Annotated in this window: 24 protein-coding genes; 14 read left to right on the top strand and 10 right to left on the bottom strand. The window is 70.3% G+C overall.

The window, feature by feature from the left end; all coding sequences use genetic code 11:
* Positions 1-580: 580 nt before the first annotated feature.
* The 3 genes from G6034_RS15810 to G6034_RS15800 all read right to left on the bottom strand — a co-directional run bounded on the left by G6034_RS15810 (position 581) and on the right by G6034_RS15800 (position 3,742).
* Entirely contained in the window at positions 581-1,690 is a 1,110-nt protein-coding gene (locus tag G6034_RS15810; protein WP_176636073.1) for a Kelch repeat-containing protein, read from the bottom strand.
* A 12-nt stretch (positions 1,691-1,702) separates the two neighbouring features.
* Positions 1,703-2,950 carry a YncE family protein gene (locus G6034_RS15805; protein ID WP_218063970.1) on the bottom strand — a complete coding sequence of 416 codons (1,248 nt, stop codon included), beginning with the start codon at positions 2,948-2,950 and terminating at the stop codon, positions 1,703-1,705.
* 162 nt (positions 2,951-3,112) lie between these two features.
* Entirely contained in the window at positions 3,113-3,742 is a 630-nt protein-coding gene (locus G6034_RS15800; RefSeq protein ID WP_176636072.1) for a malonic semialdehyde reductase, read from the bottom strand.
* A 121-nt stretch (positions 3,743-3,863) separates the two neighbouring features.
* On the opposite strand from G6034_RS15800, the gene G6034_RS15795 reads away from it, so the two are divergent.
* Entirely contained in the window at positions 3,864-5,273 is a 1,410-nt protein-coding gene (locus G6034_RS15795) for an MFS transporter (protein WP_343038105.1), read from the top strand.
* 173 nt (positions 5,274-5,446) lie between these two features.
* Positions 5,447-6,727 (top strand): ATP-binding protein, encoded by a 1,281-nt coding sequence (locus G6034_RS15790; protein ID WP_176636070.1) that lies wholly within the window; start codon positions 5,447-5,449, stop codon positions 6,725-6,727.
* A gap of 40 nt (positions 6,728-6,767) precedes the next feature.
* On the opposite strand, the gene G6034_RS15785 is transcribed toward G6034_RS15790, so the two are convergent.
* Positions 6,768-7,370 (bottom strand): TetR family transcriptional regulator, encoded by a 603-nt coding sequence (locus G6034_RS15785; RefSeq protein ID WP_176636069.1) that lies wholly within the window; start codon positions 7,368-7,370, stop codon positions 6,768-6,770.
* 188 nt (positions 7,371-7,558) lie between these two features.
* Here G6034_RS15785 and bioB point away from each other — a divergent pair, with 188 nt between their 5' ends.
* From bioB to bioD, 5 genes are all read left to right on the top strand, one after another.
* Positions 7,559-8,653, top strand: coding sequence for a biotin synthase BioB (gene bioB, locus G6034_RS15780; RefSeq protein WP_176636068.1), 1,095 nt, complete (start codon positions 7,559-7,561; stop codon positions 8,651-8,653).
* The gene (locus tag G6034_RS15775; RefSeq protein ID WP_176636067.1) at positions 8,646-9,986 is read left to right on the top strand and encodes an adenosylmethionine--8-amino-7-oxononanoate transaminase; all 1,341 of its coding nucleotides are present in this window, start codon (positions 8,646-8,648) and stop codon (positions 9,984-9,986) included. Before bioB ends, G6034_RS15775 begins: the two co-directional genes overlap by 8 nt.
* Before the next feature lie 65 nt (positions 9,987-10,051).
* Entirely contained in the window at positions 10,052-11,158 is a 1,107-nt protein-coding gene (locus G6034_RS15770) for an aminotransferase class I/II-fold pyridoxal phosphate-dependent enzyme (RefSeq protein WP_176636066.1), read from the top strand.
* Positions 11,155-12,291 (top strand): cytochrome P450, encoded by a 1,137-nt coding sequence (locus G6034_RS15765; protein WP_176636065.1) that lies wholly within the window; start codon positions 11,155-11,157, stop codon positions 12,289-12,291. The genes G6034_RS15770 and G6034_RS15765 overlap by 4 nt, the downstream gene beginning before the upstream one ends.
* Positions 12,288-13,034, top strand: a complete 747-nt coding sequence (gene bioD / locus G6034_RS15760; protein ID WP_176636064.1) for a dethiobiotin synthase — start codon at positions 12,288-12,290, stop codon at positions 13,032-13,034. The genes G6034_RS15765 and bioD overlap by 4 nt, the downstream gene beginning before the upstream one ends.
* On the opposite strand, the gene corA is transcribed toward bioD, so the two are convergent.
* Together corA and G6034_RS15750 are read right to left on the bottom strand one after the other, a co-directional pair.
* Positions 13,012-14,007, bottom strand: a complete 996-nt coding sequence (gene corA, locus G6034_RS15755; RefSeq protein ID WP_176636063.1) for a magnesium/cobalt transporter CorA — start codon at positions 14,005-14,007, stop codon at positions 13,012-13,014. The genes bioD and corA overlap by 23 nt on opposite strands.
* A gap of 62 nt (positions 14,008-14,069) precedes the next feature.
* The gene (locus tag G6034_RS15750) at positions 14,070-14,540 is read right to left on the bottom strand and encodes an Lrp/AsnC family transcriptional regulator (protein ID WP_176636062.1); all 471 of its coding nucleotides are present in this window, start codon (positions 14,538-14,540) and stop codon (positions 14,070-14,072) included.
* Between the two features lie 173 nt (positions 14,541-14,713).
* Between G6034_RS15750 and G6034_RS15745 the strand changes: the two genes are divergently transcribed.
* A complete protein-coding gene (locus G6034_RS15745) occupies positions 14,714-15,952 on the top strand; it encodes an MFS transporter (RefSeq protein ID WP_176636061.1) in 1,239 nt (412 codons plus the stop codon).
* Here the strand turns inward: G6034_RS15745 and G6034_RS15740 are convergent.
* Entirely contained in the window at positions 15,949-16,464 is a 516-nt protein-coding gene (locus G6034_RS15740; protein ID WP_176636060.1) for an Lrp/AsnC family transcriptional regulator, read from the bottom strand. The two genes, G6034_RS15745 and G6034_RS15740, sit on opposite strands and share 4 nt — an antisense overlap.
* Before the next feature lie 149 nt (positions 16,465-16,613).
* Between G6034_RS15740 and G6034_RS15735 the strand changes: the two genes are divergently transcribed.
* From G6034_RS15735 to G6034_RS15720, 4 genes are all read left to right on the top strand, one after another.
* Positions 16,614-17,792: a trans-sulfuration enzyme family protein gene (locus G6034_RS15735; protein WP_176636059.1), complete on the top strand. Its 1,179-nt coding sequence runs from the start codon at positions 16,614-16,616 to the stop codon at positions 17,790-17,792.
* Between the two features lie 874 nt (positions 17,793-18,666).
* The gene (locus tag G6034_RS15730; RefSeq protein WP_176636058.1) at positions 18,667-19,401 is read left to right on the top strand and encodes a hypothetical protein; all 735 of its coding nucleotides are present in this window, start codon (positions 18,667-18,669) and stop codon (positions 19,399-19,401) included.
* A 605-nt stretch (positions 19,402-20,006) separates the two neighbouring features.
* A complete protein-coding gene (locus tag G6034_RS15725; RefSeq protein ID WP_176636057.1) occupies positions 20,007-20,336 on the top strand; it encodes a hypothetical protein in 330 nt (109 codons plus the stop codon).
* Between the two features lie 345 nt (positions 20,337-20,681).
* Positions 20,682-20,900: a hypothetical protein gene (locus tag G6034_RS15720; RefSeq protein ID WP_176636056.1), complete on the top strand. Its 219-nt coding sequence runs from the start codon at positions 20,682-20,684 to the stop codon at positions 20,898-20,900.
* Between the two features lie 528 nt (positions 20,901-21,428).
* Here G6034_RS15720 and G6034_RS15715 read toward each other — a convergent pair.
* Positions 21,429-22,673 (bottom strand): MFS transporter, encoded by a 1,245-nt coding sequence (locus G6034_RS15715; RefSeq protein ID WP_176636055.1) that lies wholly within the window; start codon positions 22,671-22,673, stop codon positions 21,429-21,431.
* A gap of 108 nt (positions 22,674-22,781) precedes the next feature.
* Here G6034_RS15715 and G6034_RS15710 point away from each other — a divergent pair, with 108 nt between their 5' ends.
* Positions 22,782-23,738, top strand: coding sequence for a LysR family transcriptional regulator (locus tag G6034_RS15710; RefSeq protein WP_176636054.1), 957 nt, complete (start codon positions 22,782-22,784; stop codon positions 23,736-23,738).
* 23 nt (positions 23,739-23,761) lie between these two features.
* On the opposite strand, the gene G6034_RS15705 is transcribed toward G6034_RS15710, so the two are convergent.
* Positions 23,762-24,790 (bottom strand): nitronate monooxygenase, encoded by a 1,029-nt coding sequence (locus G6034_RS15705; RefSeq protein WP_176636053.1) that lies wholly within the window; start codon positions 24,788-24,790, stop codon positions 23,762-23,764.
* A gap of 17 nt (positions 24,791-24,807) precedes the next feature.
* Here G6034_RS15705 and G6034_RS15700 point away from each other — a divergent pair, with 17 nt between their 5' ends.
* Positions 24,808-25,743: an N-acetylglucosamine kinase gene (locus G6034_RS15700; RefSeq protein ID WP_343038104.1), complete on the top strand. Its 936-nt coding sequence runs from the start codon at positions 24,808-24,810 to the stop codon at positions 25,741-25,743.
* Positions 25,744-25,788: 45 nt separating this feature from the next.
* On the opposite strand, the gene G6034_RS15695 is transcribed toward G6034_RS15700, so the two are convergent.
* Positions 25,789-26,805, bottom strand: a complete 1,017-nt coding sequence (locus tag G6034_RS15695) for a LacI family DNA-binding transcriptional regulator (RefSeq protein ID WP_246296090.1) — start codon at positions 26,803-26,805, stop codon at positions 25,789-25,791.
* Positions 26,806-26,980: the final 175 nt, after the last annotated feature.

Below are 26,980 nucleotides of genomic sequence, written 5' to 3'. Positions count from 1 at the left end.
ACCAGCCTGGCGGCCCGTAGGTTTTCCAACAACTCCCTGAATGCCACGCTCATGGCCGGGGGCCACACCATCTGCAGGGTTTCCGGGTTCAGCGGTGCCAGGAGCGGCGTCAGTCCAGGGAGCCCGCCGCTCGGGCCCCCCTCGCCGGCCACGCCGGGCACATTCGGTCCGGCGGCAACGGCCACCACTGTCACCACGACGATTGCCCGACGGGTGCCGGGGACGAAGCGCATCAACCCCGTCAGGGGCCGGCCGCGCCAACGCAATTTGAACCCCGCCGGCGAGCAGCACGGCCGGGAGGGCGTTGGGGGACACCGACTCCCTTTCCATGTGAAGGACGGCTGAGGACATTTGCCACCTCAAACCGGATAAGGACTTCATCGCGTTCGGCCTTGGCGAAGTCGTGAACCCCGCCCGCGAGGAGGGCGCCCACATGCACCCGGTTGCGTGGGCCATCACCTCGCTGGATGCTGCGACGGACGCCGGGATTCGCGCGCTCGTCGAAAAGGCGGTCGCCCAATCCGGATCCGTGCAACGCTGTGGGTGCCGGCCGTACCCGGGACGAGCAGGGGCCGGCCGCTCACCCGGCGCGCGTGATCCGCACCACGGTGTCGAGCGTTGTCCGCCCTTCCCCGCCCATCACGTAGGCGTTCCCCCCGAGCACGGCCGCGGCGGGAATTGACACCGCTTCGGGGAGGGTCCCCGCCCGGGCGGCGGTCCCGTTGTCCGGATCCAGTCTCCAGATGGTCGAACTCGGCCTGCCGTTGACCATGCCGCCGATGACCAGCAGGCTGCCGTCCAGGACCACGGCCACGGCATGGTCAAGCGGCACGGGAAGGCGGCCGACGACGGCTGCGCTTCCGGTGCGCGGATCCACGCGCTGGATGGCGGCGGTCGCCGTCGTCCCGCCGGCACCGCCGAGGACCCAGAGATACTGTCCCAGGACGGCGACGGCGGCATACCTGACGGGCTGGGGGAGATTGGCGACGGTCTTGAAACTCATGCCGTCGGCGGTGTCCAGCACCGCCGGGTCCGGATTGGCCCCGTCGAACCCTCCGACGATGTAGGCCATGCGTCCGTCGCTGCCGGCCGCTACGGACAGGTCAGCCCGCGGCCGCGGCAGCCGGCCGACAACCCTGGCCCTGTCCTGGCCGGGAGCGAAGGCCTGCACGGTTCCCAGGACGGTGTCGCCGCCGCCTCCGAAGACGAAGAACCTCGAGCCCAGCACCGCGCCGCCGGCGTCGTGCACCGCCTGGGCCAGGGTTCCGGCCGGTGCCGCCTGCCCGGTTGCAGGGTTGATGCGCAACATCTCGGTCGAGGACGTGCCTGCGGCGGTGAGTCCGCCCAGGATCAGCAGGTCCCTGCCGTCAGGCAGCGCGACGGCCCGTGAAAGCGGGCGCGGCAGCCGCCACGGCAGCATGGTGGCAGTGAACGTTGTCGCGGGGGCCTGTGCCGGAACAGTCGGAGGGGCCGCCGCCGGGCTTCCCGGCGAAGTGCTTCCGGACGATCCGGTGCCCGTCGCCGCAGTGACCGGCCCCGGCGGGAATCCAGACGTGACCCCCGGCCCCGGCACTGCGCCCGGTCCCACGCTGCAGGCGGCCAGGGACACGAGCAGGACGACGCCGGCTGCGGCACGCCGGCGTCGTGGGTCTGCCAAATGGCGGGTGAAGTGGTGCGGTGTGGCGGTCATGGTGCCGGCTCCTTAGCGGGTGATGCCGGTGTGGCCGAGGGAGTACCGGCCGGGCTGCGGCCAGACGCACAATCCGTGCGGTTCGCGGCCCACGGGGATCTTGCGGATCAGCTTTCCGTCCGCGGTGGAGAGGACGTAGACAACGTCGTCGTAGCGCCCGGACAGCCACAGGCGCGAACCGTCAGCGCTGACGTTGCCCATGTCCGGGCTCCCGCCGCCGGGGATCTTCCACTTAGCCACGGGCGCGCCAGAGTAGGCATCGAGGACGCTGACGCTGCCCTCGAGGCGGTTGGTGACATACAACTGCTGCGCGTCGCGGGAGAGATAGAGCCCGTGGGCTCCCTTTCCGGTGCGGATGAACCTGAGCACCTTCGTCGCCGCCCCGTCCAAGACCCACAGGCCGCCTTCATCGGAGTCGGCGATGTAGTAGGCGGAACCGTCCGGTGCGGTCTTGATGTCCTGCGGACCCATGCCGGTGTTGCGGTGGGGCATGTCAATGGTGCGAACGTGGCGGTGGCTGGCGACGTCGATGACCGCGGCCCGGCCGGAGAATTCCGCAGTGAAGACGGCGGTGCGGCCATCGGCGGAAAAGTCGGCATGGTCGATCCCGGCGCAGTCCGGCAGGGCGGTGACGTCCAGCTGCTTCCACGAGTGGGGGTCGTACCAGATAAGTTCCGCCCGCGCTTCGGCGACGACGATCGCGAACCGTCCGTCCGGGGTGAAGTAGAGGTTGTAGGGCGCGGTCGCCGGGACGGGCCTGCCTGGCAACCCCGTGCGGGCGTCGAAGGGCAGAAGGTGGTTGCCGACGTCGTCCGCCGCGTAGAGGGTGCGCATGTCGTACGAGGGCACGACGTGCTGGACCTGCTTCCCGGCCGGATGCTTGGCGATCACGGCAAACGTCCGCGGATCGATGACCCACACGTCCCCGGAGACGTCATGCGGGACGTAGACCAGCGCCTTGTCGCCCTGCACGGCCCCGGAGAGCATGTTGGCGCCGGCCTGTGAGTACACATTGTGCGGGTCGATGACCGGCGGCATGCCGGGCAGGCCCGCCAAGGGCGGCGGGGCCGGCGGGGGAGCCGTCGACGGCGGTGCAGGTGACCGCGGTACGGGCGCCGGCGCCTCGGGGGTGCCCGCTGTGACGGGCGCCCCGGCGCATCCGGCCAGCGCGGCATCGGCCAAGGTGCCGATCCCGATCCCCAATACCGCTCGGCGGCGTACCAGCCGAACTGGGATGTCCACGGGTGCGGATTCGACCATGGGAAACACATCTTCCGTTGAGTTGTTCCTCCTCGGTGCCGTGGTCGAAGTATACGGTTTCGTGGTGGCCAGGGGCCAGGGTCAGGGCCGGTCCCTCATGTCCCGGAACATGAAAAGGCGCCGCCCACGAACGGGGCGGCGCCTCGGGGCGGAGCGGACCCGTTAGACCGTGGCGGTCGCGGCGTCGAAGTCCAGACGGTGCAGGCGTTCGCGGTCCACAATGCCGTCCGGCCTGCCCAGGTTGACCACCAGGAAGGCCTTGCGCTGCGTGCCTTCGTTGAATTCGGCGTCGATCCCCGCGGCGTCAAAGCCGCCCATGGGGCCGGCAGCCAGCCCCGCGGCGCGGGCGGCCATGATGAAGAAGCCGGCCTGGATGTGCGCGTTGTTTGCGCCCATGCCCTGGCGCAGGGCGTCGTTGGCGGCGAAGGTGGGGACCATGCCGGCGGCGTGCGGTGCCGTGGTGGGCATCAGTTCGTGCCAGTCGGTGTCGTAGCTGAGCACGGCCACCATCGGGGCGGTGAGGGTCTTGGCCTTGTTCCCGTCCGCCATGTGCGCCACCAGGCGCTCGCGGGCTTCCGGCGAACGGACCCAGGTGATGCGCAGCGGCTGGATGTTCATGGCGGTCGGGGCCATGCGGGTCAGCGCGTAGACGGCCTCGAGGGTTTCCTCCGGGATCTCGCCCTCGGCCCAGCTGTTGGCCGTGCGCGCCTCCAGAAACAGCGCTGCGGCGGCCTCCGAGTCAACGATCAGTTCATCCTGCAGATTAATTTCCGATGCGACGTCAACGCTCACGGGCCCAGCTTTCTGTTGAGGGGTTGCTGTTACGTGCTTTTCAGCGCCGGCGGGGCCGCAATTGTTTCCCCGGATGTGCGTGAGTTGCGTCACGTGCCTCGCCGGTGGCTACGCTGGTGCGGTGGGAATCTCCAGTGCGACGTCGGCCGGCACCAGGTCCTTCAGCCGCGCCCTGGCGCTCTTGGTGGCCGGGACCTACTTCATGGAGATCCTGGACGGCACCATCATTGCCACGGCCGCGGCCGGCATGGCCGCGGACCTGCACGTCCGGCCTGTCGACCTCAACCTGGCCATGACGGCGTACCTGATCACCCTCGCCGTCGGCATCCCCATCAGCGGCTGGCTGGCCGAACGCTTTGGCGCCCGGAAGGTCTTCACCGCCGCCATTGCGGTCTTCACCGCGGCGTCGCTGCTGTGCGCCTTGAGCCCGAACCTCGCCTTCCTCTGTGCCGCGCGGATGCTGCAGGGCATGGGCGGGGCCATGATGGTCCCGGTAGGCCGGCTGGTGGTGCTGCGCGACGCGGACAGGAAGGAATTCCTCGAGGCCATCGCCTACCTGACCTGGCCGGCGCTGGTGGCCCCCGTCATTGCTCCGGCGCTGGGCGGGCTGCTGACCACGTATGCCAGCTGGCACTGGATCTTCCTCATCAACGTCCCGCTCGGGATCGTGGCCCAGGTGGTGGCGCTGCGGGTGGTGCCGGACATCCGGGCCCGGAAGGTGCCGCCGCCGGACTGGATTGGCTTTGTGCTCTGCGGCGCGTCCCTCGCCGCCCTGGTGATCGGGCTGGAACAGGTGGGCTCGGCACCCACCCCGTGGGCCGGCGTCGTGCTTTGGCTGCTGCTGGCACTGGCCGGCGGAACGGCCGCCCTGTGGTGGTTCAGGCGCTCGCGGCATCCGCTGCTGGACCTGCGCGCCCTGCGGATCCCGACCTTCCGGTCGGGCAACGGCGGCGGGGCGGTGTACCGGCTGGTCATCAACGCGGTGCCGTTTGTGCTGCCCCTGATGTTCATGGTCGGCTTTGGCTGGACGGCGTTTGAGGCCGGGTTGATGACCATGGCCGTGTTTGCCGGGAACGTCCTGATCAAGCCGGCCACCTCGCCGCTGATCCGACGCCTTGGCTTCCGCAATGTGCTGCTGCTCAGCAACGCGGGCGGCGCCCTGGTGCTGGGCTGGTGTGCGCTGCTGGGGCCCGGCACCCCGCTCGCCGTGATCGCCGCCGCGCTGTTTGCCAGCGGCGTGCTGCGCTCCATCGGCTTCAGCGCCTACAACACGCTGCAGTTCGCGGACGTGCCGAAGGCCCGCATGTCCGGGGCGAACACGCTGTCCTCCACGATCGCCCAGGTTGCCACGGGCCTGGGCGTTGCGGTCGGGGCGTTGATCCTGCGGGCGGCCGGTGCCCTGCTGGCGGGCGCCGCGCCCGTGGCCAGCTTTCAGTGGACGTTCGCCGTCCTGGCGGTGCTGATGCTCTGCCCCGTGGTGGAGGTGCTGCTCATGCACCGCTCCGCCGGGGAAGTGGTGCGGACGCGGTAGCAATCCTGTGGTGCGGAGCCGTCGGCACTGGCAGGACGCATGACGCTGTTGTGCGCACCGCCGGCATCCAGCCGGACGCGGAACAGGACACATTGGGGCACATTCACGGGGGGTGTGCCATGATGCTGGCACCGGAGTGTGCAGGCCGGCCCGCACGACGCAAGGGAGCGAGCATGACGACGTGGAAGATTCGCGACTTTCATCCGCAGGACGTGGAGGGGATCCTGGCCCTGTGGCAGTCGCTGAGGGCCAACGGCGTGGAGCCCGTCTACGACCTGTCCGAGGTGCTGGCCTCTTGCGAAAAGGACCATGCCGTGGTGGCCGTCCACGGCGAGCAGCTGGTGGGCGCCGCCGTGGCCCGGGCGGCGCACGACCAGGGATGGATCGTGTTCCTGTCCACCCTGCCGCCGTTCCGCGGCCGGGGGATCGGCACCTCGCTGCTGGCCGCCGTCGAAAACCGCATGGCGGCGCACGGGCTCAACAAGCTTTCCGCCCTCATGCCGGAAACCGAGACGCGCGTGGAGGCGTTTTCCAACCGTGGCTTCGTGGTGAAGAAAAACCTGCGCTACTTTGAGCGACGGGTCCCCGTCCAGCGCGCCGAGCTCGGGGCGCTGGAGGAGCTCGGCGGCAGGCTCCTCCCGCGCGACCTCTGGGACCGCGTGGCGGGCATGACGGCGGAAAAGGAGCTGCTGGAGCGCAGGCTGGTCCTGCCGCTGGCCGAGTCGGAGCTGGCGGAGGAGTTCGGGGTGGTGCCGCCGCGCGCCGTGGTGCTGTTCGGCCCTCCCGGGACCGGGAAGACGACTTTCGCCAAGGCCATCGCGTCCCGGCTCGAGTGGCCGTTTGTGGAGGTTTTCCCCTCGCGTCTCGCGGGGGAGCCGGGCGGGCTGGCCGGGGCCCTGCGGCAGACGTTCCTGGACATCGCGGAGCTGGAGCACGCGGTCGTGTTCATCGACGAGGTCGAGGAGATCGCCTCGCAGCGCTCAGGCGAGCCGCCGTCGCCCATGCAGGGCGTCACCAATGAGCTGCTGAAGATCATCCCGGCGTTCCGCGACCAGCCCGGCCGTCTGCTGGTGTGCGCCACGAACTTCATCCGCTCGCTGGACTCGGCCTTCCTGCGCCACGGCCGCTTCGACTACGTCATCCCCATCGGCCTGCCCGATGCCGAGGCCCGCACCGCCATGTGGACGCGCTTCATTCCGGCCGCCGCGCTGGACCGGGTGGACGTGGCGGGGCTGGTCACCGCCAGCGCCGGCTTCTCCCCGGCGGACATCGAGTTTGCCGCCCGCAGCGCGTCCCAGCGCGCCCTGGAAAAGGCCGTGTACGACGGCGGCGCCCCGGCGGGCGGGCCCGTCACCGCCGACTACCTGGAGACCATTGCGGACACCCGTGCCACCGTCAGCGACGCGGTGGCCCAGGACTTCCTGGAGGACATTGAGGCGCTGGCGCGGACGTAGCGGGCCGCAGGCGCCGCACCTCAAGGCTGGCGCCGCGCGCCTACGCCGGCGCCGTTCCGTGGCTTCCGGGCGCCGTTCCGTGGCTTCCGGGCGCAGCCGCCCGGCCGGAGACGCCGGCCAGGAACAGCTCCAGGCCCAGCAGAAAAACCTCCTCGGCGCTGCCGGCAGGGGGTCCGTCCACGGCGTCCAGCAGACCCGCACGGGACAATCCGGTGCGCGTCTGCTCCTCCATGGCCGAGCCGAGGACATAGTGCACCAGTGCGCGGCCGGCACCATCCGCCACGCGTTCGGGCAGCCCCTGGCCGGCCAGAAGCGCGCCGAAGCCCGGCAGCGGCGGCGGCGCGTCGGGTTTCAGCGCATGGGCAAGGGCCACCACCTCGGCGCCGTCGCGCACGGCCAGCAACGCGGCGCGGACCGCCACCGCCAGCTCCCGCGCCGTGGCGGCCTCGCGGCCGGCAACGGGCGCCAGGATCAGGCCGGCGAGGACCGTGAGCAGCTCCTGCTTGTTTTTGACGTGCCAGTAGAGCGCCCCCGGCTGGACGTCGAGGTCGCGGGCCAGGCGGCGCATGGAGAGGTCGGCGAGGCCGTATTCGCGCAGGATCCCCATCGCGGCATCCACGATTGCCTCGCGTGTCAGCGGCATGGCCGCCCTCCTGTCCCATGCTCCGGGGTGCCGTCCGGCGGGGTGGGGGGTCGCTGCCCGGCACCGCCGCGCGCCATGGCGGCGCGTCCCTCCATCTTCCCCCATCGGAACCCCGTCCGCGGCCCGCAGGGCGCCGCCGGCCTCCGCCCGGTGTTGACAGCAGGCGCGCCCCGCCACAAACTTGAACGGTGTTCAATTACTTTCAAGACCTCGCCGACCGGCAGCTCGCCGGCGCCACCCTGAGCCGCGAAGAAGCCCTCGCCGTCCTCGAATCATCCGACGCCCAGCTGCTGGACGTTGTGGCCGCCGCCGCCCGCCTGCGCCGGGCCCACTTCGCCAACACCGTCAAGGTGAACTACCTCGTCAACCTGAAATCCGGCCTGTGCCCGGAAGACTGCACCTACTGCTCCCAGCGCCTCGGCTCGGCCGCCCAGATCCTGAAGTACAGCTGGCTCAAGCCGGAGGAGGCGGCGGCCCAGGCGGCCACCGGCATCCGCGCCGGGGCCTCGCGGGTCTGCCTGGTGGCCAGCGGCCGCGGCCCCAGCGACCGCGACGTGGACCGCGTGGCGGGCATGGTCGCCGGCCTCAAGGGCGAGCACCCGGGCGTGGAGGTCTGCGCCTGCCTGGGCATCCTGAAGGGCGGGCAGGCCGGGCGCCTCAAGGACGCCGGCGTCGACGCCTACAACCACAACCTCAACACCAGCGAAAGCAACTACGCCGACATCTGCTCCACGCACACCTTCACCGAGCGCGTGCAGACCGTGGAGCACGCCAAGGACGCCGGCCTGTCGCCGTGCTCCGGACTGATCGCCGGCATGGGGGAGAGCAACAGCGACCTCGTCGACGCCGTCTTCACCCTCCGCGCGCTCGGCAGCGAATCGATCCCGGTCAACTTCCTCATGCCCTTCGACGGCACGCCGCTGGAAGGCACCTGGCTGCTCACGCCGGCCCAGTGCCTGCGCATCCTGGCCATGGTCCGCTTCGCCTGCCCCGCCACCGAGCTCCGCATGGCCGGCGGGCGCGAAATGCACCTGCGCACCCTCCAGCCCCTCGCCCTGCACGTGGCGAACTCCCTCTTCCTGGGCGACTATCTCACCAGCGAAGGTCAGGAAGGACGGGCCGACCTGGACATGATCGCCGACAACGGCTTTGTGGTCCTGGGCACCGGCTCTTCCGGCCCGTCCTCCCGGCCGGAGGCGGCGGACGACGCCGGCGCCTCCCCGGGCGCGCCCGCCACCATCCGCCGCCGCGGGGCGGGGACGGCCGTGGCCCCCAATGCCTGAGTGCGCGGCACCGGCCGCAGCCCCCGAGCTGATAGCCCGAGACAGGGGGCTGCTGTGGCACCCCTACGCGCCGCTGGACGGCGACGCGCCCTACGCCGTCCTTGGCGCGTCCGGGACGCGGCTGAGCCTGGGCGCGGCCGACGGCACCCGGTTCGAGGCCGTGGACGCCATGAGTTCCTGGTGGTCCGCCATCCACGGCTACCGCAACCCCGTGCTGGACCGCGCCCTCCTGGAGCAGGCCGGCCGCTTCAGCCACGTCATGTTCGGCGGACTGACCCACGCGCCGGCCGTCGAGCTGGCCGAACGGCTCGTGGCAATGACGCCGGGCGGCCTGGACCACGTGTTCCTGGCGGACTCCGGCTCGGTGTCCGTGGAGGTGGCCCTGAAGCTGGCCGTGCAGTACCAGCTGGGCCGCGGCCGGCCCCGGCGGACGCGGTTCCTGGCGCTGCGCGGCGGCTACCACGGGGACACGTTTGCCGCCATGGGCGTGTGCGATCCGGTGGACGGCATGCACTCGGCCTTTCCGTCACTCATTGCCGAACAGCTTTTCCTGCCCCGCCCGCCCGCCGCCCGGCAGCTGGGCGGCGAACTGGTGGCCGACGCGGACGAGCTCGCCCGCTGGGTCGGCGTCCTTGAGGACACCGTGGCCCGCCACCGCGACGAGCTGGCCGCCATCATCCTGGAGCCGGTGCTGCAGGGCGCCGGCGGCATGCACGCCTACGCCCCAGGTGCGCTCGCCGCGGCCCGGCGCGTGGCCAGCGACAACGGGCTGCTGCTCATTGGCGACGAGATCGCCACCGGCCTGGGCCGGACGGGGAAGCTTTTTGGCTCCGACTGGGCGGGCGTGGTCCCGGACATCATGTGCGTGGGCAAGGCGCTGACGGGCGGCTACCTCACGCTGGCTGCAACGCTGTGTTCGGCGGACGTCGCCCGCGCCATCACGGCCTCGCCGCTGCGCGCCCTGCTGCACGGGCCCACCTTCATGGGCAACCCCTTGGCCTGCGCCGTCGCCTGCGCGTCCCTGGAACTGCTGGTCTCCGCTGGCTGGAAGGACCAGGTGTTGGGGATCGAGCGGGGCCTGCAGGCCACCCTGGCCCCGGCCGCCTCCCTCGCTGCCGTCCGGGAGGTGCGTGTACTCGGAGCGGTGGGCGTGGTCGAACTCACCGGGCCGGTCAACGTGCCGGCGGTGACGCGCGCGGCGCTGGAACTCGGCGTGTGGGTGCGGCCCTTCCGCAACCTCGTCTACACCATGCCGCCGTACACCAGCACACCGGAGGATGTCGCCACGATCGGCGCCGGCATCCGCGCGGCCGTCGCCCGGGTGCACGGCTGATGGCCGGCTTGGGTGCACCAGGCACGGCGGCGCCAGGCACGGCGGCGCCAGGCCCAGCGACGGCCATGGACGCCTGGCTGGCCTCCCGGGCCGCCGTCCGCGCACGGCGCGGGCTTGTCCGCGGCACGGAGCTGCCGCCACGGCTCATCGATCTGGCCTCCAACGACTACCTGGGGCTGTCCGCCGACCCGCGCGTCATCGCCGCCGCCGCCAGGGCGCTGTCCGAGCACGGTGCCGGTGCCCGCGCGTCCCGGGTGGTGTGCGGCACCACGTCCGCCCACCTGGACTTGGAGCGGCGGCTGTGCCTGCTCACCGGCCAGGACGCCGCGCTGGCCTTCTCCAGCGGCTACACCGCCAACCTGGGGGTGCTTGCGGCACTGGGCGGCCCCGGAACCCTCATGGTCCACGACGCCCACGTGCACGCCTCGCTGCTCGACGGCATCCGGCTCTCGCGCTCGCCGTCAGTGTCCGTGGCCCACCAGGACACGGCGGGGATCAGGGCGGCACTGGCCGGGCGCACCCAGCCACGGGCCGTCGTCGTGCTTGAATCCATCTATTCGGTGCTGGGGGACGCCGCCCCGCTGGCGGAGGCGGCGGCCCTGTGCGGCGAATACGACGCGCTGCTGCTGGTCGACGAGGCGCACGGGATCGGGGTGGCCGGTGCCGGCCGCGGGGCCGTGCATGCGGCCGGGCTCGCCGGTGCGGCGCATGTGGCCGTCACGGCCACGCTGTCCAAGGCACTCGGCTCGCAGGGCGGCGCCGTCCTGGGCTCGCAGCTGCTGCGCGAGCACTTGGCCAACACGGCGCGGACCTTCATCTTCGACACGGCCCTGGCGCCTTCCGCGGCGGCGGCAGCGGCCGAGGCTGCGCGGATCGTGCTGGCGGAACCCGCGCTGGCCCGGCGTGTGCTTGGCAACGCCGCCGCGCTGGCGCAGCGGTGCGGGACGGTTGCCGCGGCCGGCGCCGTGCAGTCCATCCCCGTCGGGACGGCGGACCGCGCCGCTTCGCTGGCCGCCGGACTGCGCCACGCGGGCGTGGCCGTGGGGTGCTTCCGCCCGCCCAGCGTGCCCGACGGCGTGTCCCGACTGCGCCTCACGGCCCGGGCGAACCTGAGTGACGGGGAACTGGACCGGGCAGCCGCCGCCGTCGCCCGGGCAGTGGGTGCCGCATGACCTTCACGGTGATCGGGGACCCTGTGCAGGTGCGCGAGGTCATGCGCCGCACGGAGGACTTTGCCCCGACAAACGCGCTGACGTCGGTGGTGCCGCTGGCCCCGGCCACCCTGCGCATCCTGAGCAGGGTGCGTTTTGCCCTGCCGCCCGTGCTGGCCTCCGCCACGGGGGAGCGGCACCGCACCGTGCGGACCGTGGTGGGGCGGTTCTTCACGCCTGCCAAGGTGGCCGCCATCGCGCCGCGGGTGCGTGAACTGGCGCGGCAGCGGCTGGCCGTCGCGGCGGCCGGGCTGCTGCACGGGCCCGTGGACCTGGCCGACGCCGTGGCCCGCCACATCCCGCCTCTCGTCATGGCCGAGCTGACGGGCCATCCGACCCCGGAGCTGGGCCTTCTCAAGCGCTGGAGCCGCGATTCGCTTGAGCTGTTCTGGGGCTGGCCGGACCCGGACCGGCAGCAGGTCCTGGCGCACAGTGCCGCCGAATTCTACGTGTGGCTCCGGGAGGAGGCCGCGCGTGCCCGCGGCACGGCGTCCCTGTTCGGGGTGCTGGACGCGGCCGGACTGGACGCCGCCGAAGTGTGCTCGCTGGGGTATTTCTTGGTCATCGCCGGGCAGGAGACCACCTCGCAGCTCATCAACACGGCCCTGTACCGCGGCCTTGACTCCGCGGACGCCGCCGGTGCTCCGGAAGCGGACGCCTCCGGAGCCCCGGAAGTGGACGCCTTCGGGGCCCCGGCCGCCGTCCCATGGGCCGCCCTGGCCGCGCACGAGAAGGCACAGGCCCACGTCCGCCGGGTCCTCGCCACCGAGTCCTCCGTCCACACCTGGCGGCGGGCCGCCCTCCGCGACACGATGCTGGCCGGCGCGAGCCTGCCGGCGGGGGCGGAGATCCTGCTCGAACTCAGCGGACGCCACCCCGCCGAGGCGGGGCCCACCGCCTATTCGCTGGCCTTCGGCCACGGCCTGCACCGCTGCCTTGGGGCCCGGCTGGCCGAACTGGAGACCGTGCTGGTCGTGCAGGAGACCGCCGCCGCCCTTCCCGGGCTGCGCCTGGCCGGGCAGCCGCCGCAGTGGCTGCGGCTGCTGTCCTTCCAGGCCCCGCTCACCGTCACCGCGACCCAAGGAAAACCGTGAAAGAAGCCGCCATCACCTTTGTCACCGGCACGGACACCGACGTCGGCAAGACCGTCACGACGGCGGCCCTCGCCGCCGCGCTCGCCGCCGGCGGGGCCGCCGTGGCCGCCTACAAGCCGACCCAGACGGGAGTGGCCCCGGGCGGCACCGGCGACATGGACGAGGTGGCCCGGCTCTCCGGCGTCGGGACGGTCTGTGAAGGCATCCGTCTCCTTGCCCCCATGGCGCCGGTGGCCGCCGCAGCCCGCGAAGGCCGGGCGCTGCCGGCACTGGCGCACCATGTGGACCGGATCTCGGGACTGGCCGCGGGCTTCGACCACGTCCTCGTCGAAGGCGCAGGCGGCCTGCTCGTGGAGCTGGACGCGGAGGGCCACACCGTCGCGGACCTCGCGGCGGCTGTGGGACGAGCGGCCGGGGCCGCCCGCTGCAGGATCGTTGTGGCCTGCCGCAGCGGCCTGGGCACGCTGAACCACACCCTGCTGACGCTGGAGGCACTGGAACGCCGCGGCCTGCCCGCCGCCGGACTGGTGGTGGGCTCCTGGCCGGCATCGCCGTCGGTCATTGACGAGGACAACCGCAGCTATTTCCAGCGGCTGCCCACCCCGTATTTGGGTGCGCTGCCGGCCGGGGCCGCCGGCCTGGACCCGCACACCTTCCAGGAACAGGCGCCGGACTGGCTGCGCCTGCCTGCCGCGGCCGGGCCGACGCGCCGCCGCAGCGCTACAGCCAGGTCTTCCGCTTGAAAATCACGTACATGGCGGCTCCGATGAGGACCATGAGGCCGATCGCCATCGGGTAGCCCCACGGCCACGCCAGCTCCGGCATGTTGTGGAAGTTCATGCCGTAGACGCCGGCCACGAACGTCGGGGCGAACAGGATGGCGGCCCAGGAGGAGATCTTCTTGACCTGTTCGTTTTGTGCGGTGCTGGCCTCGTTCTGGCGGTTGGCGGTGAGCGTGCCGTCCACGGTGAGCGCATTTTGCAGCAGCTGCCGGAAGGAGTCGGACTTCGCGGTCAGCGACTCCACGTGGTCCTCGACGTCGCGCAGGTAGCGCTGGAGCTCCACGTCGACGCCGTACTTCTCAAACCCCGCCTTGAGCCGTCCGAGCGTCTCACGGAGCGGGTGGATGGCGCGCTGGAAGTGGATGACCTCGCGGGATAGCTGGTAAATCCTGCGCGAGACATGGGGGTAGCCGGCAAACAGCTGGTCCTCGATCTCGTCAATGTCGTTTTCCAGCCCGCTGACCACGGGCAGGTAATCGTCTACCACCTGGTCCATGATGGCGTACAGGACGGCCTCGGGGCCCCGGGCAAGCAGGGCCGCGTCCTCCTCCAGCCGGTGCCTGGTGGACGCGAGCCCGGGCGTTTCGGCGTGCCGGATGGTTATGACGAAGTTCGGCCCGGTGAAAACATGCAACTCGCCAAACTCGACCGCCTCCTCCGCATCCAGGTAGCGTGCGGGGCGCAGCACAGTGAACAGGACGTCGTCGTACCTCTCCATCTTGGGCCGCTGGTGCGCCTTGATGGCGTCTTCCACGGCGAGCTCATGGAGCTGGAATTCGGCGGCGAGCGACGCCATTTCCGCGGCGTCGGGGCGGAACAGGCCGATCCATGCCATGCCGCCGCACGCCGCCATGGCTTCGTAGGTCTGGTCGAGGCTTACCGGGGAGGAGACGCGGACACCGTCCACGTACACGCCGTTGTCAATGATGGTCACCTGCCCATTATGGACGTCCGACGGCGGCTGGCGGGCTCCCGCCGCCGGGCCCCGGCGTGGCGTCAGCCGTGGCTCATGCCCTCCAGCAGCGGCTGGAGCCGGTAGGGGATGTGCTCGTGGAGGGCCAGCGACGTCTCCGTGCGGATGACGCCCCTGATGCGCAGCAGCTGCCGCAGCGCTCCCTGGAGGTGGTGGACGTCCCGGGCGGCCAGGCGGCACCAGACGTCGCCGCGGCCGGAAATTTCGTACACTTCCAGGATCTGCGGCACGGCCCGCATGGCGGCGATGACGCCGTCGAGGTCCCGGTGGTTCACCTCAATGGTGATGAAGGCGACCACGTCGTAGCCGATCGCCGCCAGGTCTACCTCGCGCCCGCCCTGCCGCAGGGCGCCGCTGCGGGCCAGGCGCCGCAGGTGTGACTGGACCGTGTTGCGGGCCACGCCCAAGGTGTCCGCAAGTTCCCCAATCTGGGCACGCGGATCGGCGATCAGGGCAAGGATCAGGCGCACGTCCAGGGGGTCCAAATTGCTCATGCGGTTCACTCCGGGATCTGCCTTCGGGGCTGTATTGACTGTTCTGGTTCATTCATCGGGAAAAGTTGAATCAATAGATGAGTGATGCCTCATTCTATAGATGGATTTGTGCCATCGGGCAACTGATGGAGCCCGCTCCGCCCGCCACCGCCAAACCGCGAAAGGATCCGCCCGTGACAGTCCTGCAGGAACTGGCCATGCGTCCCGCGCCCGCCGCCCGGTGGTCGTGGAACGCCTCCGTTGGCACCCGGCTGTTCCTGGCCGGCACGGTCATCTTCACGCTGCTCGTGGGAGCCAACCTGGCCACGCCGCTGTACCCGTTGCTGCAGGCGCGGATTGGCTTCGACTCCGTGGGCGTCACGGTTGCCTTCACCGCGTACGTGGTGGCCCTGATCGGCGGACTGGTCCTCTTCGGCCACTGGTCCGACCACATCGGCAGGCGGGCGGCCCTGGTGCTGGCCGTGGTCGTCGGGCTGGCGGGCGGGCTGGTGTTTGGTTCGGCCGGTTCGCTGCCGCTGTTGGTGGCCGGGCGGGCGCTGCAGGGTCTGGCCGTGGCCATCGGCACCGGTGCGAGCGCCGCGGCCCTCCGCGACCTGATGCCGAGCAGGCCGGACTGGGCGTCCCGCTTCACTTTGCTGTCCTCGTCGGGCGGCGTGGCGGCCGGGCCCGTGGTGGGCGGGCTGCTCTCGCTGCTGCCCGGCCACACCCAGGCGCCGTTCCTTGTCCATTCGGTGATACTGCTGGTGCTGCTGGTTCCCCTGCTCCTGCTCAACGCCCGCCCCGCACTCAGCCCGGCTCCGGCCGGCCAGGGGCGCAACTACCTGCGGCCCCGCCTCCCGGCGCTTGGCCGCTCGGCACGCGGCACGTTCTGGCTGGCGGCAACCACCGGCTTCGTCAGCTTTGCCGTCTTTGGCTTCTGCCTCTCACTGGCGCCGGGGTACTTTGCCCACATCATGCACGCCGACTCCCGCCCGCTGATCGGACTGCTGGCCGCCCTCACGCTGGGGTGCTCGGCGCTGAGCCAGCTGCTCTCGCTGCGCGGGCGCTTCCTGGTCCCGACGGGGCTGCTCCTGCTCGGCGCCTCGGTGGTCCTCATCGCCGCCGCCGGGACGCTCCACTCGCCGGTGCTGCTGGTGCTGGCCAGCATCAGCGCCGGGTTTGGCCAGGGCGCGGCGTTCCGTGTGGTGTTCAACGACGTGGCCGCCGCCGTGGAGCCGGCCAGGCATGCGCAGGTCATTTCCGCCGTCTACATCGTGACCTACCTGGGCAGCGCCGTTCCCGTGCTGGGACTCGGAGTGGCCGTCAAACTGTGGGGGCTGCAGGCCTCGGTCTCCGGCTTTGCCGTCCCCATCGCCCTGGCCTGCGCCGCCCTGGCGGTGGCCGCACAGTGCCTTGCCGGCAGGATCCGCTAGTCCAGCGGGCCCGTGTGGCCGGGCATGTGCTTGAACACCAGCGTGGTTTCGGTGTGGCCCACCACCGGGTCCGTGGTCAGGTTGTCCAGCACCCAGTCGCGCAGGGCGTCGGTGTCGCGGACGGCGATGTGGAGCAGGTAGTCCACGGAGCCGGAGGTGTGGAACGTGGAGAGGACCTCGGGCAGCTGGGGGACGCGGGAGGTGAAGTTGTCGATCTGGTCGCGGTCGTGGGCGCGCAGCCGCACGGCGATCAGCGCCTGGACTGCCCGGCCGATCACGGCCAGGTTCAGCTTGGCCTCGAAGCCCTCGATGGCGCCGCGCTCCAGCAACGCGCGCGTGCGCATGAGCGCCGTGGAGGGGGCAATGCCCACGGCGTCGGCAAGGTCGCGGTTCGTGATGCGCGCATCCGCCACAAGCGCGTCAATAATCTGTCGGTCCACGGTGTCCAGGGCCTCCATGGGCCGGGGACGCGCGGGCATATCCCGCCGAATGTTCTTCGCTGGTGACGCCATTGGATCCTCCGAAATGATATAAAAACGCGATTCTGGCGTTTGATCATGCCTATAGTTCACTATTCTACCAAATATCTGTGTTTTTGGGCCATACTTGCTGCTACTTGAGGAACCCTTCCGGCAACGGCGCCGGGGAAAGCAGGTTGGCAATGTTGGGCATCGAACTGGGCTGGGATTCAACGGCGGTCCATGCAGGGCGTGAGGACCTGGCGGAACTGGGCGTGCATGCCATTCCACTAGACATGTCCACCACGGCACCCCTGGCAGGTGTGGGGTCCGGCGGCGACGCCTATGAGCTCCTGGCCACGGGAGGTGTGCCCGGCCCCGGCCAGACCACTGTGTACCAGCGGCTGTGGAACCCCACCGTTGCCCGCTTTGAGTCCGGGGTCTCGGCGCTGGAAGGCTCCGCGGAGTCCGTCTCCTTTGCCACCGGCATGGCGGCGCTGGCCGCGGTGCTGCTCGCCGCCGTCGCGGGCGGAAAGCCCCATGTGGTGGCCGTCCGCCCGCTCTATGGCGGCTCCGACCATGTGCTGGCCACCGGCCTGCTCGGGACGCGGGTGACGTTTGTGCAGCCGGGCGGGGTCCGCGGCGCGCTGCGTCCCGACACCGGACTGGTCATTGCCGAGACGCCCGCCAACCCGGACCTGCGCCTCCTGGACATCAACGCGCTCGTGGCCGAGGCGGACGGCGTGCCGGTCATGATTGACAACACGTTCGCCACGCCGGTCCTGCAGCGGCCGCTGGAGCTGGGGGCGTCCCTGGTGCTGCACAGTGCCACGAAGTTCCTGGGCGGCCACGGCGACGCGATGGGCGGCGTGGTGGCCACGGATGCCGGCTGGGCGTCACGGCTGCGGCAGGTCCGTGCCATCACGGGCGGGCTGCTGACTCCCTGGCCCGCCTACCTTTTGCACCGCGGTCTGGCGACGCTGCCGGTCCGGGTCCGCGCACAGCAGGAAACCGCCCACAAGGTGGCCTCCGCGCTCCAGTCGCACGAATCCGTGGCACGCGTGCTGTACCCGGGCCTGCCCGAATGCGACCCGCGGGGCCTGGTCGGCACGCAGATGGCCGGGCCCGGTTCCCTGATGTCATTTGAGGTGGACACGGCCGAGCATGCCGAGGCCATCCCGGGGCATGCCCGGCTCATGACCCACGCCGTCTCGCTGGGCGGGGTGGACACCTTGATCCAGCACCCGGCGGGCCTGACGCATCGGCCCGTGGCGGCGGAAGCCAAGCCGCACGCCACGATGCTGCGCGTTTCCGTGGGGCTGGAAAACGCGGAGGACATTCTGGCGGACCTGGTCCATGCCATCGAAGCGGTCTGTCACTGACGCCCCTGCAGATAATTGCTTGGCGATGGTGGGCGGTGTTTTGTGACCGCTCGAAGCCGCACCCCCGGACCTGTCGTCGTCGTGCATCTCATGGGTTGCAAGGGCCGGCTCCCGCAGCAGGATGATGGTGGCTGCATCGGCAAACGATTGCACCGAAGTCTGCAAGGCCCGAGGCTGGGCATTGACAGGGGTATTTCGGGAAACCATTATTACGCGCGGTCCGGTCCTCCCTGGGCTTCACTGGGGTTCAGTGAAACGGCGGACACCGTTTGCCCCTCATGGATGTAAGCATGCCACCACCTGCTTGGCGCCATGGCTGCACTATCGGCGGACGTCGAAGCCTGTTAGCGTGGTGAGTACGCCCCAGACCCCGGCAGAACCTTAATTTCCTGATTTTTTGGAAGGTGACTGCCGCGATGGTTGGCTCCCGGGAACATGCAGCCCATTCGCTGCCTGTGGCTTTCTTCGTCCCTTATAGCGGCTGGCGGCCCGCCATGAGATCGGTATCGGATGTCTGGAAGGTCCCTGACAGGGCACAGCTGGATGACGGGGAGCAGGGGCAGGCTGCTGTCATGGGCCTTCTTCCGGGGTCGTCGAAGCGTTGCTTCCGCTACCCAGGGCATCCGCCATTGGACAGGCACGGCCCGGTAGGGCGCGATAATCATCGCTGCGAAAATCAAGCCCGTGAGACACCGTCTTTAAAGATGTCCTTCCGGCCTAACTCTGACACCGATTTCTGGGGCTGCTGCCCCGCAGGCGCCTGCGCCACGCGGGGCGCCTTGGAATCCCCCGTCCACCGGCACGCATATGCGTGCATGGCACGTGATCCGCAGCTTTCGTCCTTATTCGGTGCAGTCGCGAAGAGAGTGCGGCCTTGACGGTTCCTGCGGTGTCGTTCCAGCAATGGCTTGACGTCGTGGCGCCGACGATGAGCCATGCGGCGGTGTGCCGTGCGGCCGGGATCAAGCGCACGACTCTGGCCCAGCAATTGGTGCGCGGTCGTGTCAGCGTTGCCACGGTGGTCGCCGTGAGCCGTTCCAGAGGGCTTTCGGTGGTTGAATCCCTCTCTGCGTTCCCGGATTATCGGGATGTGGCTGAAGGGGTTTCCCAGCCCACTGATGCTGAGCTGCTGAGTCAAATATCCGATATGGACCTGCTTCGGGAGGTCCTGGCCCGGAGTGCCGCCGCGGAGAGCGGCAGCGATGAAGTCCAGATCGAGTTCTCCCCCATCCCGCACCGGGCGTCCGTGCGGGCGTGGTTGGATGCCATCGGCCCCTCCGGTCTGCGCCAAAGGCTGTCCCGCAGTATCGGGATTGCACCGCAAAACCTTTCCACGCAAATCTCGGCCAACCGGCTCACTCCCGGACTCGCCGTCTGTTGCGCCCGGATCGCCGGCGTAGGCCTCGCCAATGGTCTGGTGGCCACCGGCTTGATCACGCCCGCCGAGGCTGGCTGGGCGCCCGGCGCGCGTGCGGAAGCCCTTCGTGAAACCGCCAACAGCGCACTGGTGGCGCTGGTTGCCGATCGAATGGAGGCCCTCAGCCGCATGTTGCGGCGCAGGGAGCAGGACGCTGCGGCGGCGCAGGCGGTTTGGGCGAACCTTGGATGAGAAGAATCCTGAAGTGGGCCGCACTGGCGGGCAGCGGCGTGCCGGTCGCCAGTCCGGTGGGATTCCCGATCACGCCCTGTTCCGTGCGGTGCACGCGGCACCGGCCCGTAACTGACTTCTCCGGTTCTTTGGCCAAGGCCCCGCGGCCCCGCACCGGCGAAGCGGCCGGCTCGGGATTGCCTTCACCCCTGCGGCAGACCTCCCGCGGTCGGCCTCATCCCGGGTGCCCCGGGATCCGCCCGGCACGGTGCGCTGTGACGGGTGCCATCTGATACGGCTTCGTCCAGTTTTGGGAACCAGCCTGGCGCCGCTCGGGACGTCATATGCGCGCAGATCTTGAAAAAGCGCTCCCAAACCATTCACTCTTTCATGAGATTATGGAAAACTAATGATTGTGTGACTATCCGGGGGGGTGCACACTCTCTTTGGGGGTAAGCGGTGGCCGGGTCAGTTCCGGTCACCGCCTAAACAATCACGTCCTGGTCTCTTGAACGTCATTCGGGAGAATCTTCATGGCCGCCACGCCAGCTGCAAGTCTTCATGGGGGAAGCGACGCCCCTGGGACGCAGGCGTTGAACTGCTGCGGGTGCGGTGGCACCGATGACTTGATCATCGAATTCATTGGGCCGATCAAGCCGAAGACCGCCGACCGTATCGCCGTAGAGTACTCATGTTCAGCCTGCGGTGCCTTCTGCGCCCAGGATGCCACGGTCCAGCAGGTGGCCGAGCTCCTCAACTCAGGTGCCACAGCCCCGGGGGTCCTGCACTTCGGGCGCTACTTCATCCATTGCGGTGAGCCGATGGAGGAAATCGCTGAAGGTGTTTCACATCTCCACCCTCCCGCGGACAGCCAAGACAATCCGGGCGACGCGATTTCGATTCACACCCGCCGGCTCACGTGCAGCTGTGGATTCCAGCTGGACGTGCCGCTATGAGCCATCCCTGCGGCTCCGTACTCCAGCACGCCCGCGGAGACGGTCATTTCGCCGTCAAACATGGGACACCCGGGCGCGGCCGGACCAAACTGGGCACCCGCCGGATCGATGCGGCAAAGGTTTGCCTGGCGGCACAAACGGCCCCTGCACCAAATGAAAACGGGACAAAATGAACCGGAACCCAGTGGACTGTGCCAGACCGGCACGCGATCAGGGGGAGCAGCCCCCGAGTTTTCCCTTCCCGGGCACGAACCGGATGGCGGACAGTGTGCGCGGAACGGCCGGGCAGCGCCGGCGCCGGGCATTGACCAACCACACAACCATGGCTCAACGAGGAGACAACAGATGACCGGACGAATCGAACTGCACCAAGAGACCGACGGGGCCTACCGCATAAAAATAGTCGATGACCTCATGCGCACGCTGGCCCTGTCCGCAAAGTTCGGGTCGGTACGAGCCGCGCTGGACGGCGTCTTTACCTTCCGGGAAATCGCCGGCACAGCCCACGTCATTGACTGCACCACCCGTGAAACCACGGCCGGTCAAACCAGGACCGGCAACTGAAGCGGCGACAGTTCTGCCTCACGTGGCTCGACGGGGCATCCAGAATGACGAACACCGCCGACCTCGGCCCAGGTTTTCGTCGCGCCATCGCCAGCGCAGGCTGGTCTCCGCGTCTCTGTCCACATTCGTCTCGGTGTCCCGCATCGCTTTTCGGTGCAGGGCGTCTTGACGCGGCAAGGTAAGCCGACGGGCCTACCGATCCAGTGTCCAGCGGATCGCTGATCGCACGCACCGTCAGCAGCCAGGGTGCGGGCCTGCGGGGCCTCAAGCTCGGCGGCGTCGAGGTCGACACCGAAGGACGTGGGCGGCCGCCCCGCCGCGTCACGGGCCGCCGGATTCAAAGCGCAAGGCACCTGGAAGAGGGCGGCGAACCTGCCACGCAGGTTGCACGCGAGCCCGGAATGTCCCGAGTAACTATTCACAAACCGGTAGCGGGCCCTCAAGGAGCAGCCGAGGAGCGTCCCTGAGCGCGTCACCTGGACACAGGCCACCGCCAAGGAGCGATCAAGTCCATACCTGAAGGCTGAATTATCTGAAGGAACGTTGGGGGTGTCCGGCGGGCAGCAGCACCGCCGCCGTGACAGCCGCCAGCACGGCCAGGACCGCCAAGGCAGCCGCCAGCGCGGCCCACCCGGCCCCCTGAAACACGAGCCCCGCGGCCCAGCCCACCAGGCTGGAGCCGGCGTAGTAGCTGAGGTTGTACAGCGAGGAGGCCTGGGCCCGGCCCGAGGTGGCCAGGGCCCCCGTCCACCCGGATGCGATGCTGTGGGCGCCGAAGAAGCCGGCCGTGAACAACACCAGGCCGGCCAGGATGACGGGCAGCACCCCGGACAGCGTCACCGCCAGGCCGCCCACCATGACGGCGGTGGACGCCAGCAGCATGTTGCGCCGGCCAAACCGCGCCGCCAGACCTGCCACGGCGCGGGAGGATACCGTGCCGGCCAGGTAGGCCAGAAACAGCAGTGCCACGGCCGAGGCCGGCAGCAGGTAGGGGGGCGCCTCCAGACGGAACCCCAGGTAGTTGTAAACGCTGACGAATGCGCCCATCAGCAGAAACGCCTGCGCGTACAAGGCCAGCAGCCTCTTGTTGCGCAGCTGCGGGAGCAGCCTGGCCAGGGCCGCGCCAAAGCCGCCCCGGTGGACCGGGACAAAGCCGCGCGGGCGTGGTGCCAACAGCAGGAATCCGGCGGCTGCCGCAGCAGCGCAAATGGACACCGCAAGGGTCCCGACCCGCCAGCCGGCAAGGTCTGCCACGGGTCCGGCCAGCAGCCGCCCGAAGAGGCCGCCCAGCGTCGTGCCGGCCACATAGGCTCCGGCCGCGGCGCCGGCGTGGCGCGGGCTGATTTCCTCGCTCAGGTAGGCAATGGCAAGGGCCGGCACGCCGCCCAGGGCCGCTCCCTCCAAAGCCCGCAGGACCAGAAGCACCTCAAAATTGGGCGCAGCGGGAACCAGCAGGCCAAACACGGTGGCCAGCATGACGGCGAGCCCCATGGTCCGGACCCTGCCGGCCCGGTCTGCCACAAACGACCACGGCAGCACCGCCACGGCCAGGCCCATCGTGGCGACGGAAATGGCCAGGGACGCCTGTGCCGCCGTGACCCCCAGGTCGCGGGACATCAGCGGGAGCAGGCCCTGGACGGAGTACAGCTGCGCAAACGTCGCGACGCCCGAACAGGCCAGCGCGGCCAGGACCCGCCGGTAACCGGTGCTGCCGAGTCCGTGGCCGGCCCATGGGAGGGCGGCCGTGGTGGCTCCTGGCTGGTTCGCGCTCATCACAAGTTCAACCGTAGGGCCGCCAGAACAATGCGTCCAATGCATGATATTTGGCAAATTGATCCGCATGTGGATGACAGTCCGAGGGCCGGCGTGGTTCCATGAAGCATGGAAGATGACCACGCCGAGCTCTCCCGGCTGCTGCCGGTGCTGCCGATCCTGGTGGAACTGGGGGCCAGCCGCCATGTCACGGCCGCCGCGCAGGCGCTGGGAATCCCGCAGTCGACGGTCAGCCGGGCACTGTCCCGGGCGGCCGGCGTCGTGGGCACACCGCTGCTGCTGCGCCGGGGCCGCGGCGTGGAGCTGACGCCCGCGGCGCTCGCACTCATACCAAAGGCGGCCGAGGCGCTGGATGCTGTCCGCACGGGCCTGGCGCTGGCCCGGCAGGAGTCGGGGAAGTCATTCGGACGGATCGCAGTGGCCTTTCAGCACACCTTCGGCGAGGCCGTGCTGCCCCAGCTCATCAGGGCCTTCGCCAAGGAGCACCCGGCGGTCACCTTCGATCTCCAGCAGGGCAGCCGGCAGTTCTGCCTGGAACTTCTGGAAAGCGGCGCGGCGGACCTCGCGCTGGTCGCCCCGCCGCCGGCGCCGAGCAGGACCCTCGGCTCCGAGGTGCTGTATTCGGAACCGCTGAAGCTCGTGGTTCCCGAGGGCCACCGGCTGGCCGGCTCGGGCGGGATCCGGCTCGACTCCGTCCGGGACGAAGGGTTTGTGATGCTGGAACCCGGCTATGGCATGCGTTCCATCGTGGAGGCCCTGTGCCGCAGTGCGGGTTTCCGGGCGCGCGTGGCCTTCCAGGGCCAGGACCTGCACACCATTCGCGGGCTGGTCTCCGCGGGCTTGGGTGTGGCCGTGGCGCCTGCTGCCCGGGCCAGCCGCGGGGTCCCGCACGGGAGCACCCTGGGCTGGCGCGAAGTGGACATCACCTGGCCCGAGGCGCGCCGGGACATCGGCCTGGTCTGGCGCAACCGGCCGGACGGGCCCGTCCAGGTGGCGCGCTTCAGGAACATGGTGCTGGCCGAAGGCGGGCACCTGCTGGACGGCACGGCACGCGGTGTGACGTAAGCGCCAGGGCCCGGGGCGGCTGCCTACAGCATGCGCAGGAACCCCTCGACGATGCCGGCCACCGGCCCCGCCGCCGCCTTTTGCCACGCCGTCCCGGCCCACAGGTTCACGGACTCCCGGTCGCCGGCGGCTGCCGCGGCGGCGCGCAGCGGACCGGTCAGGAAATGCACCTCGGGATAGGCGTGCGGCGCGTTGGCAGAATGGTCCCGGACAAAGCCATTGACCAGCGCCCGCGCCGCCCTGCCGGTAAACGCGCGGGTGACGCCCGTGGCCGTGTAGGCAGGGTCTGCCAGGGCGTCCTTGTGGAGGGCGCGGGCCCCGCTTTCATCGCTGCGCAGCACGGCCGTCCCCAGCTGTACCGCCTCGGCGCCCGCAGCCAGCACGGCCTTGGCGGTGGCCGCGTCGCCAATCCCGCCGGCCCCCACCAGGGGAAGACCGACGGCGGCCCGCACCCGGGCCACCAGCCCCGCCACGCCGGGCGCTGCACGCTCGGCGCCCGGCAGGAACGCCGCCGAGTGGCCGCCCGCGTCGGAGTGCTGCACCACCAGGGCGTCAACGCCCGTCGCGGCAGCCGCCAACGCTTCCGCCACGCTGGTCACGGACGCCACCACCCGGGTGCCCTTGGCCCGCAGCGCCGTGACCACGGGTTCCGGCGCCAGCCCGAACGTGAAGGAGACCAGCGGCACGGGATCGTGCAGCAGCAGGTCCAGCTTCTCGTCCCAATAATCCCGGGCCCTGGGGCCGTCCGCGGGCGGCAGCTCCGCCGGCAGCTCCGCCCCCAGGCGTTCCGCGTCCCCGGCCAGCTCAAGGCGGTAGCGGGCGAGCGAGGAGGCGTCCCCGGATGCCAGCGGCCCGCTGCGCGGCACAAACAGGTTTACGCCAAAGTCGCCTCCGGCGGCGCGCAGCGGCGCCAGGTGTTCGGCGAGGGATTCGGCGCTCCTGTAGCCGCCCGCGGCATACGCAAAGGCACCGGCGCCGCGGGCAGCCAAGGCGAGCTCCGGCGTCGTGGTTCCGCCGGCCATGGGGGCAACAATGATGGGGGAAGCGAACATGCCACTAGTCTAGGTGGGTGACAAAGCACACAGTGACTGACGAGGCTCCCCGGGTCCTGCCACACGCCGTCCTGGGCCTGGACATTGGCGGCTCCAAAACGCGCGGCATGCTCTGGGTGGAGGGTGAAATCGCCGCGGACGCCAGCGCCGGGAGCGCCAACGTGCAAAACGTGAGCGTCGAAACGGCCCGCGAACACTTGGCTGAACTCTTTGGGGACCTGGGCAGCCCTCACCCGGACGTGGTGTTTGCCGGCGCCGGCGGCGTGGACACGGACGACGACGCCGCCGCCCTGCGCGCGCTCATCTCACCTTTCGTGCCGGGTGCCGTGATCACAGTGGTGCACGACACCCGCCTCCTGCTCGCCGCCGGCGGGGCCTCCACCGGCGTGGCCGTGATTGCCGGCACGGGGTCGGCCGCATGGGGCACCAACGCCGACGGGGCCGAAGCGCGCGCCGGGGGCTGGGGCTACCTGCTGGGAGACGAGGGCAGCGGCTACTGGCTGGGGCGCGAGGCCGTCCGTTACAGCCTGCACCAAATGGACCTGGGCGCCGAACCGGACGGGCTCACGCGCGGACTCCTGGAGTACTGCAAGCTGGACAGCCCCGGCGAATTGATCGGCCACTTCCACCAGGGCACCACGCGCCGCTACTGGGCAGCGGCGTCGCCGGTGGTGGTTGCGGCGGCCGCCAACGGCCATGCCGCGGCGCTGGCCATGGTGGACCGGGCCGGCGCCGAGCTGGCCGCCATGGCCAGCCAGGTGGCGGCGCAGCTGGGCGTGGCCGGGCCCATCGTGTTGGGCAGCGGCCTGGGCAGCAATGTGCCGGCCCTGCAGGAAGCGTTCCGGCGGCACCTGGCCGCCAGGGGGCTGGCGGATGTGCGGATCCTGCACCAGGACCCCATTTTTGGCGTGCCACTGCTGGTGGCGGACCGCGCCGCGGCCGGCAAGAAGTAGCCGCGGGAACCGCCGGCGGCGTTCCGGGCTGCGAACGCGGAATGTCTAGCCGGCTGGCGGCGGGGCGGTGCTGCTGCGCACCACGAGCGTCGGGGCCACCAACTCCGGATAGTCGCCCAAGTCCGGGTTCTCGATCTGCGCAATGAGGTGGAGCACGGCCCGGCGCCCGGTGTCCTCAAATGACTGCCGGATGGTGGTCAGGGGAGGGTTGGCGTACGCCGCCAGGTCAATGTCGTCGATCCCCACCACGGACACGTCTTCGGGGATGCGCCGGCCCAGTTCACTCAGCGCGCGAATGACGCCGAACGCCATTTCGTCGCTGGCCACCAGGATGGCCGTCACCTCGGGCATCCGCCCCAATATCAGGCCGTTGCGGTAACCGGATTCCGGGCTCCAGTCCCCATGGAGTTCCGGGGGCACCTCCCGCCCGGCCTCCGTCAGCGTGCGGCGCCAGCTTTCCAGGCGGCTGGCCGCGTCGGACCATTCCACGGGGCCGGCCACGTGCCAGACGGTCTTGTGCCCCAGGTCAAGGAGGTGCCGGGTGGCCAGGACGGCTGCGAGGTCCTGGTCCACGCCCACCAGGCCGTCGCCACCTCCGGCCGAAGCGTCCGTGGTGACGGTGGGGATGCGGGCCGTCAGCTGGCGGACCTTCGCGGCCGCCTCGCGCAGCGGCGTGGCGATGATGAGTCCGTCCACGCCTTGGAGCAGCAGCCGGCTCACGGCGTCGGTCAGGGCCTGCACGCTTAGGCTGGAGGTCACGGAGTTGACGGTGTAGCCTGCCTCGCGGGCGCCCAGTTCCACGCCAAGCGCCAGCGAGGACCGTGAGTAGTTGTTCGTGGCCAGCGTCAGCACACCGATGGTCTTGGACCGGCCGGTGACGAGGGCCCTGGCCGTGTTGTTCCGCCGGTACCCGAGCTCTTCCACGGCCGCCAGCACGCGGCGCCGGGTGGCTTCCTGGACGTTGGGGTGGTCGCTGAGGACGCGTGAGACGGTTTGTGCCGAGACGCCGGCCGCCGCGGCGACGTCGCGCATTGCGGGGCCCCTCCGGTAGTTGGGTTCCATGGTGGGCGTCCTCGCTCGGGTGGGCCGTGCCCGCGGTGCAGGCGTGGCGGGTGCTGCCTTGGTTCGATCTTGTGGGTATCAGTGTAATTGTTTCTTGTAACATCCGCGTCCGGTGGTCCGTGAACTGGCCGGTAAGTTCGCGGGGGCAGCAACATGTGGCTATGCTTGTTATCCA

Source organism: Arthrobacter wenxiniae (genome assembly GCF_013376105.1).
GTDB classification, from domain to species: Bacteria; Actinomycetota; Actinomycetes; order Actinomycetales; family Micrococcaceae; genus Specibacter; species Specibacter wenxiniae.
Note: the sequence above shows the minus strand (reverse complement) of the source record. Positions and strands in the feature narration are given on the sequence as shown.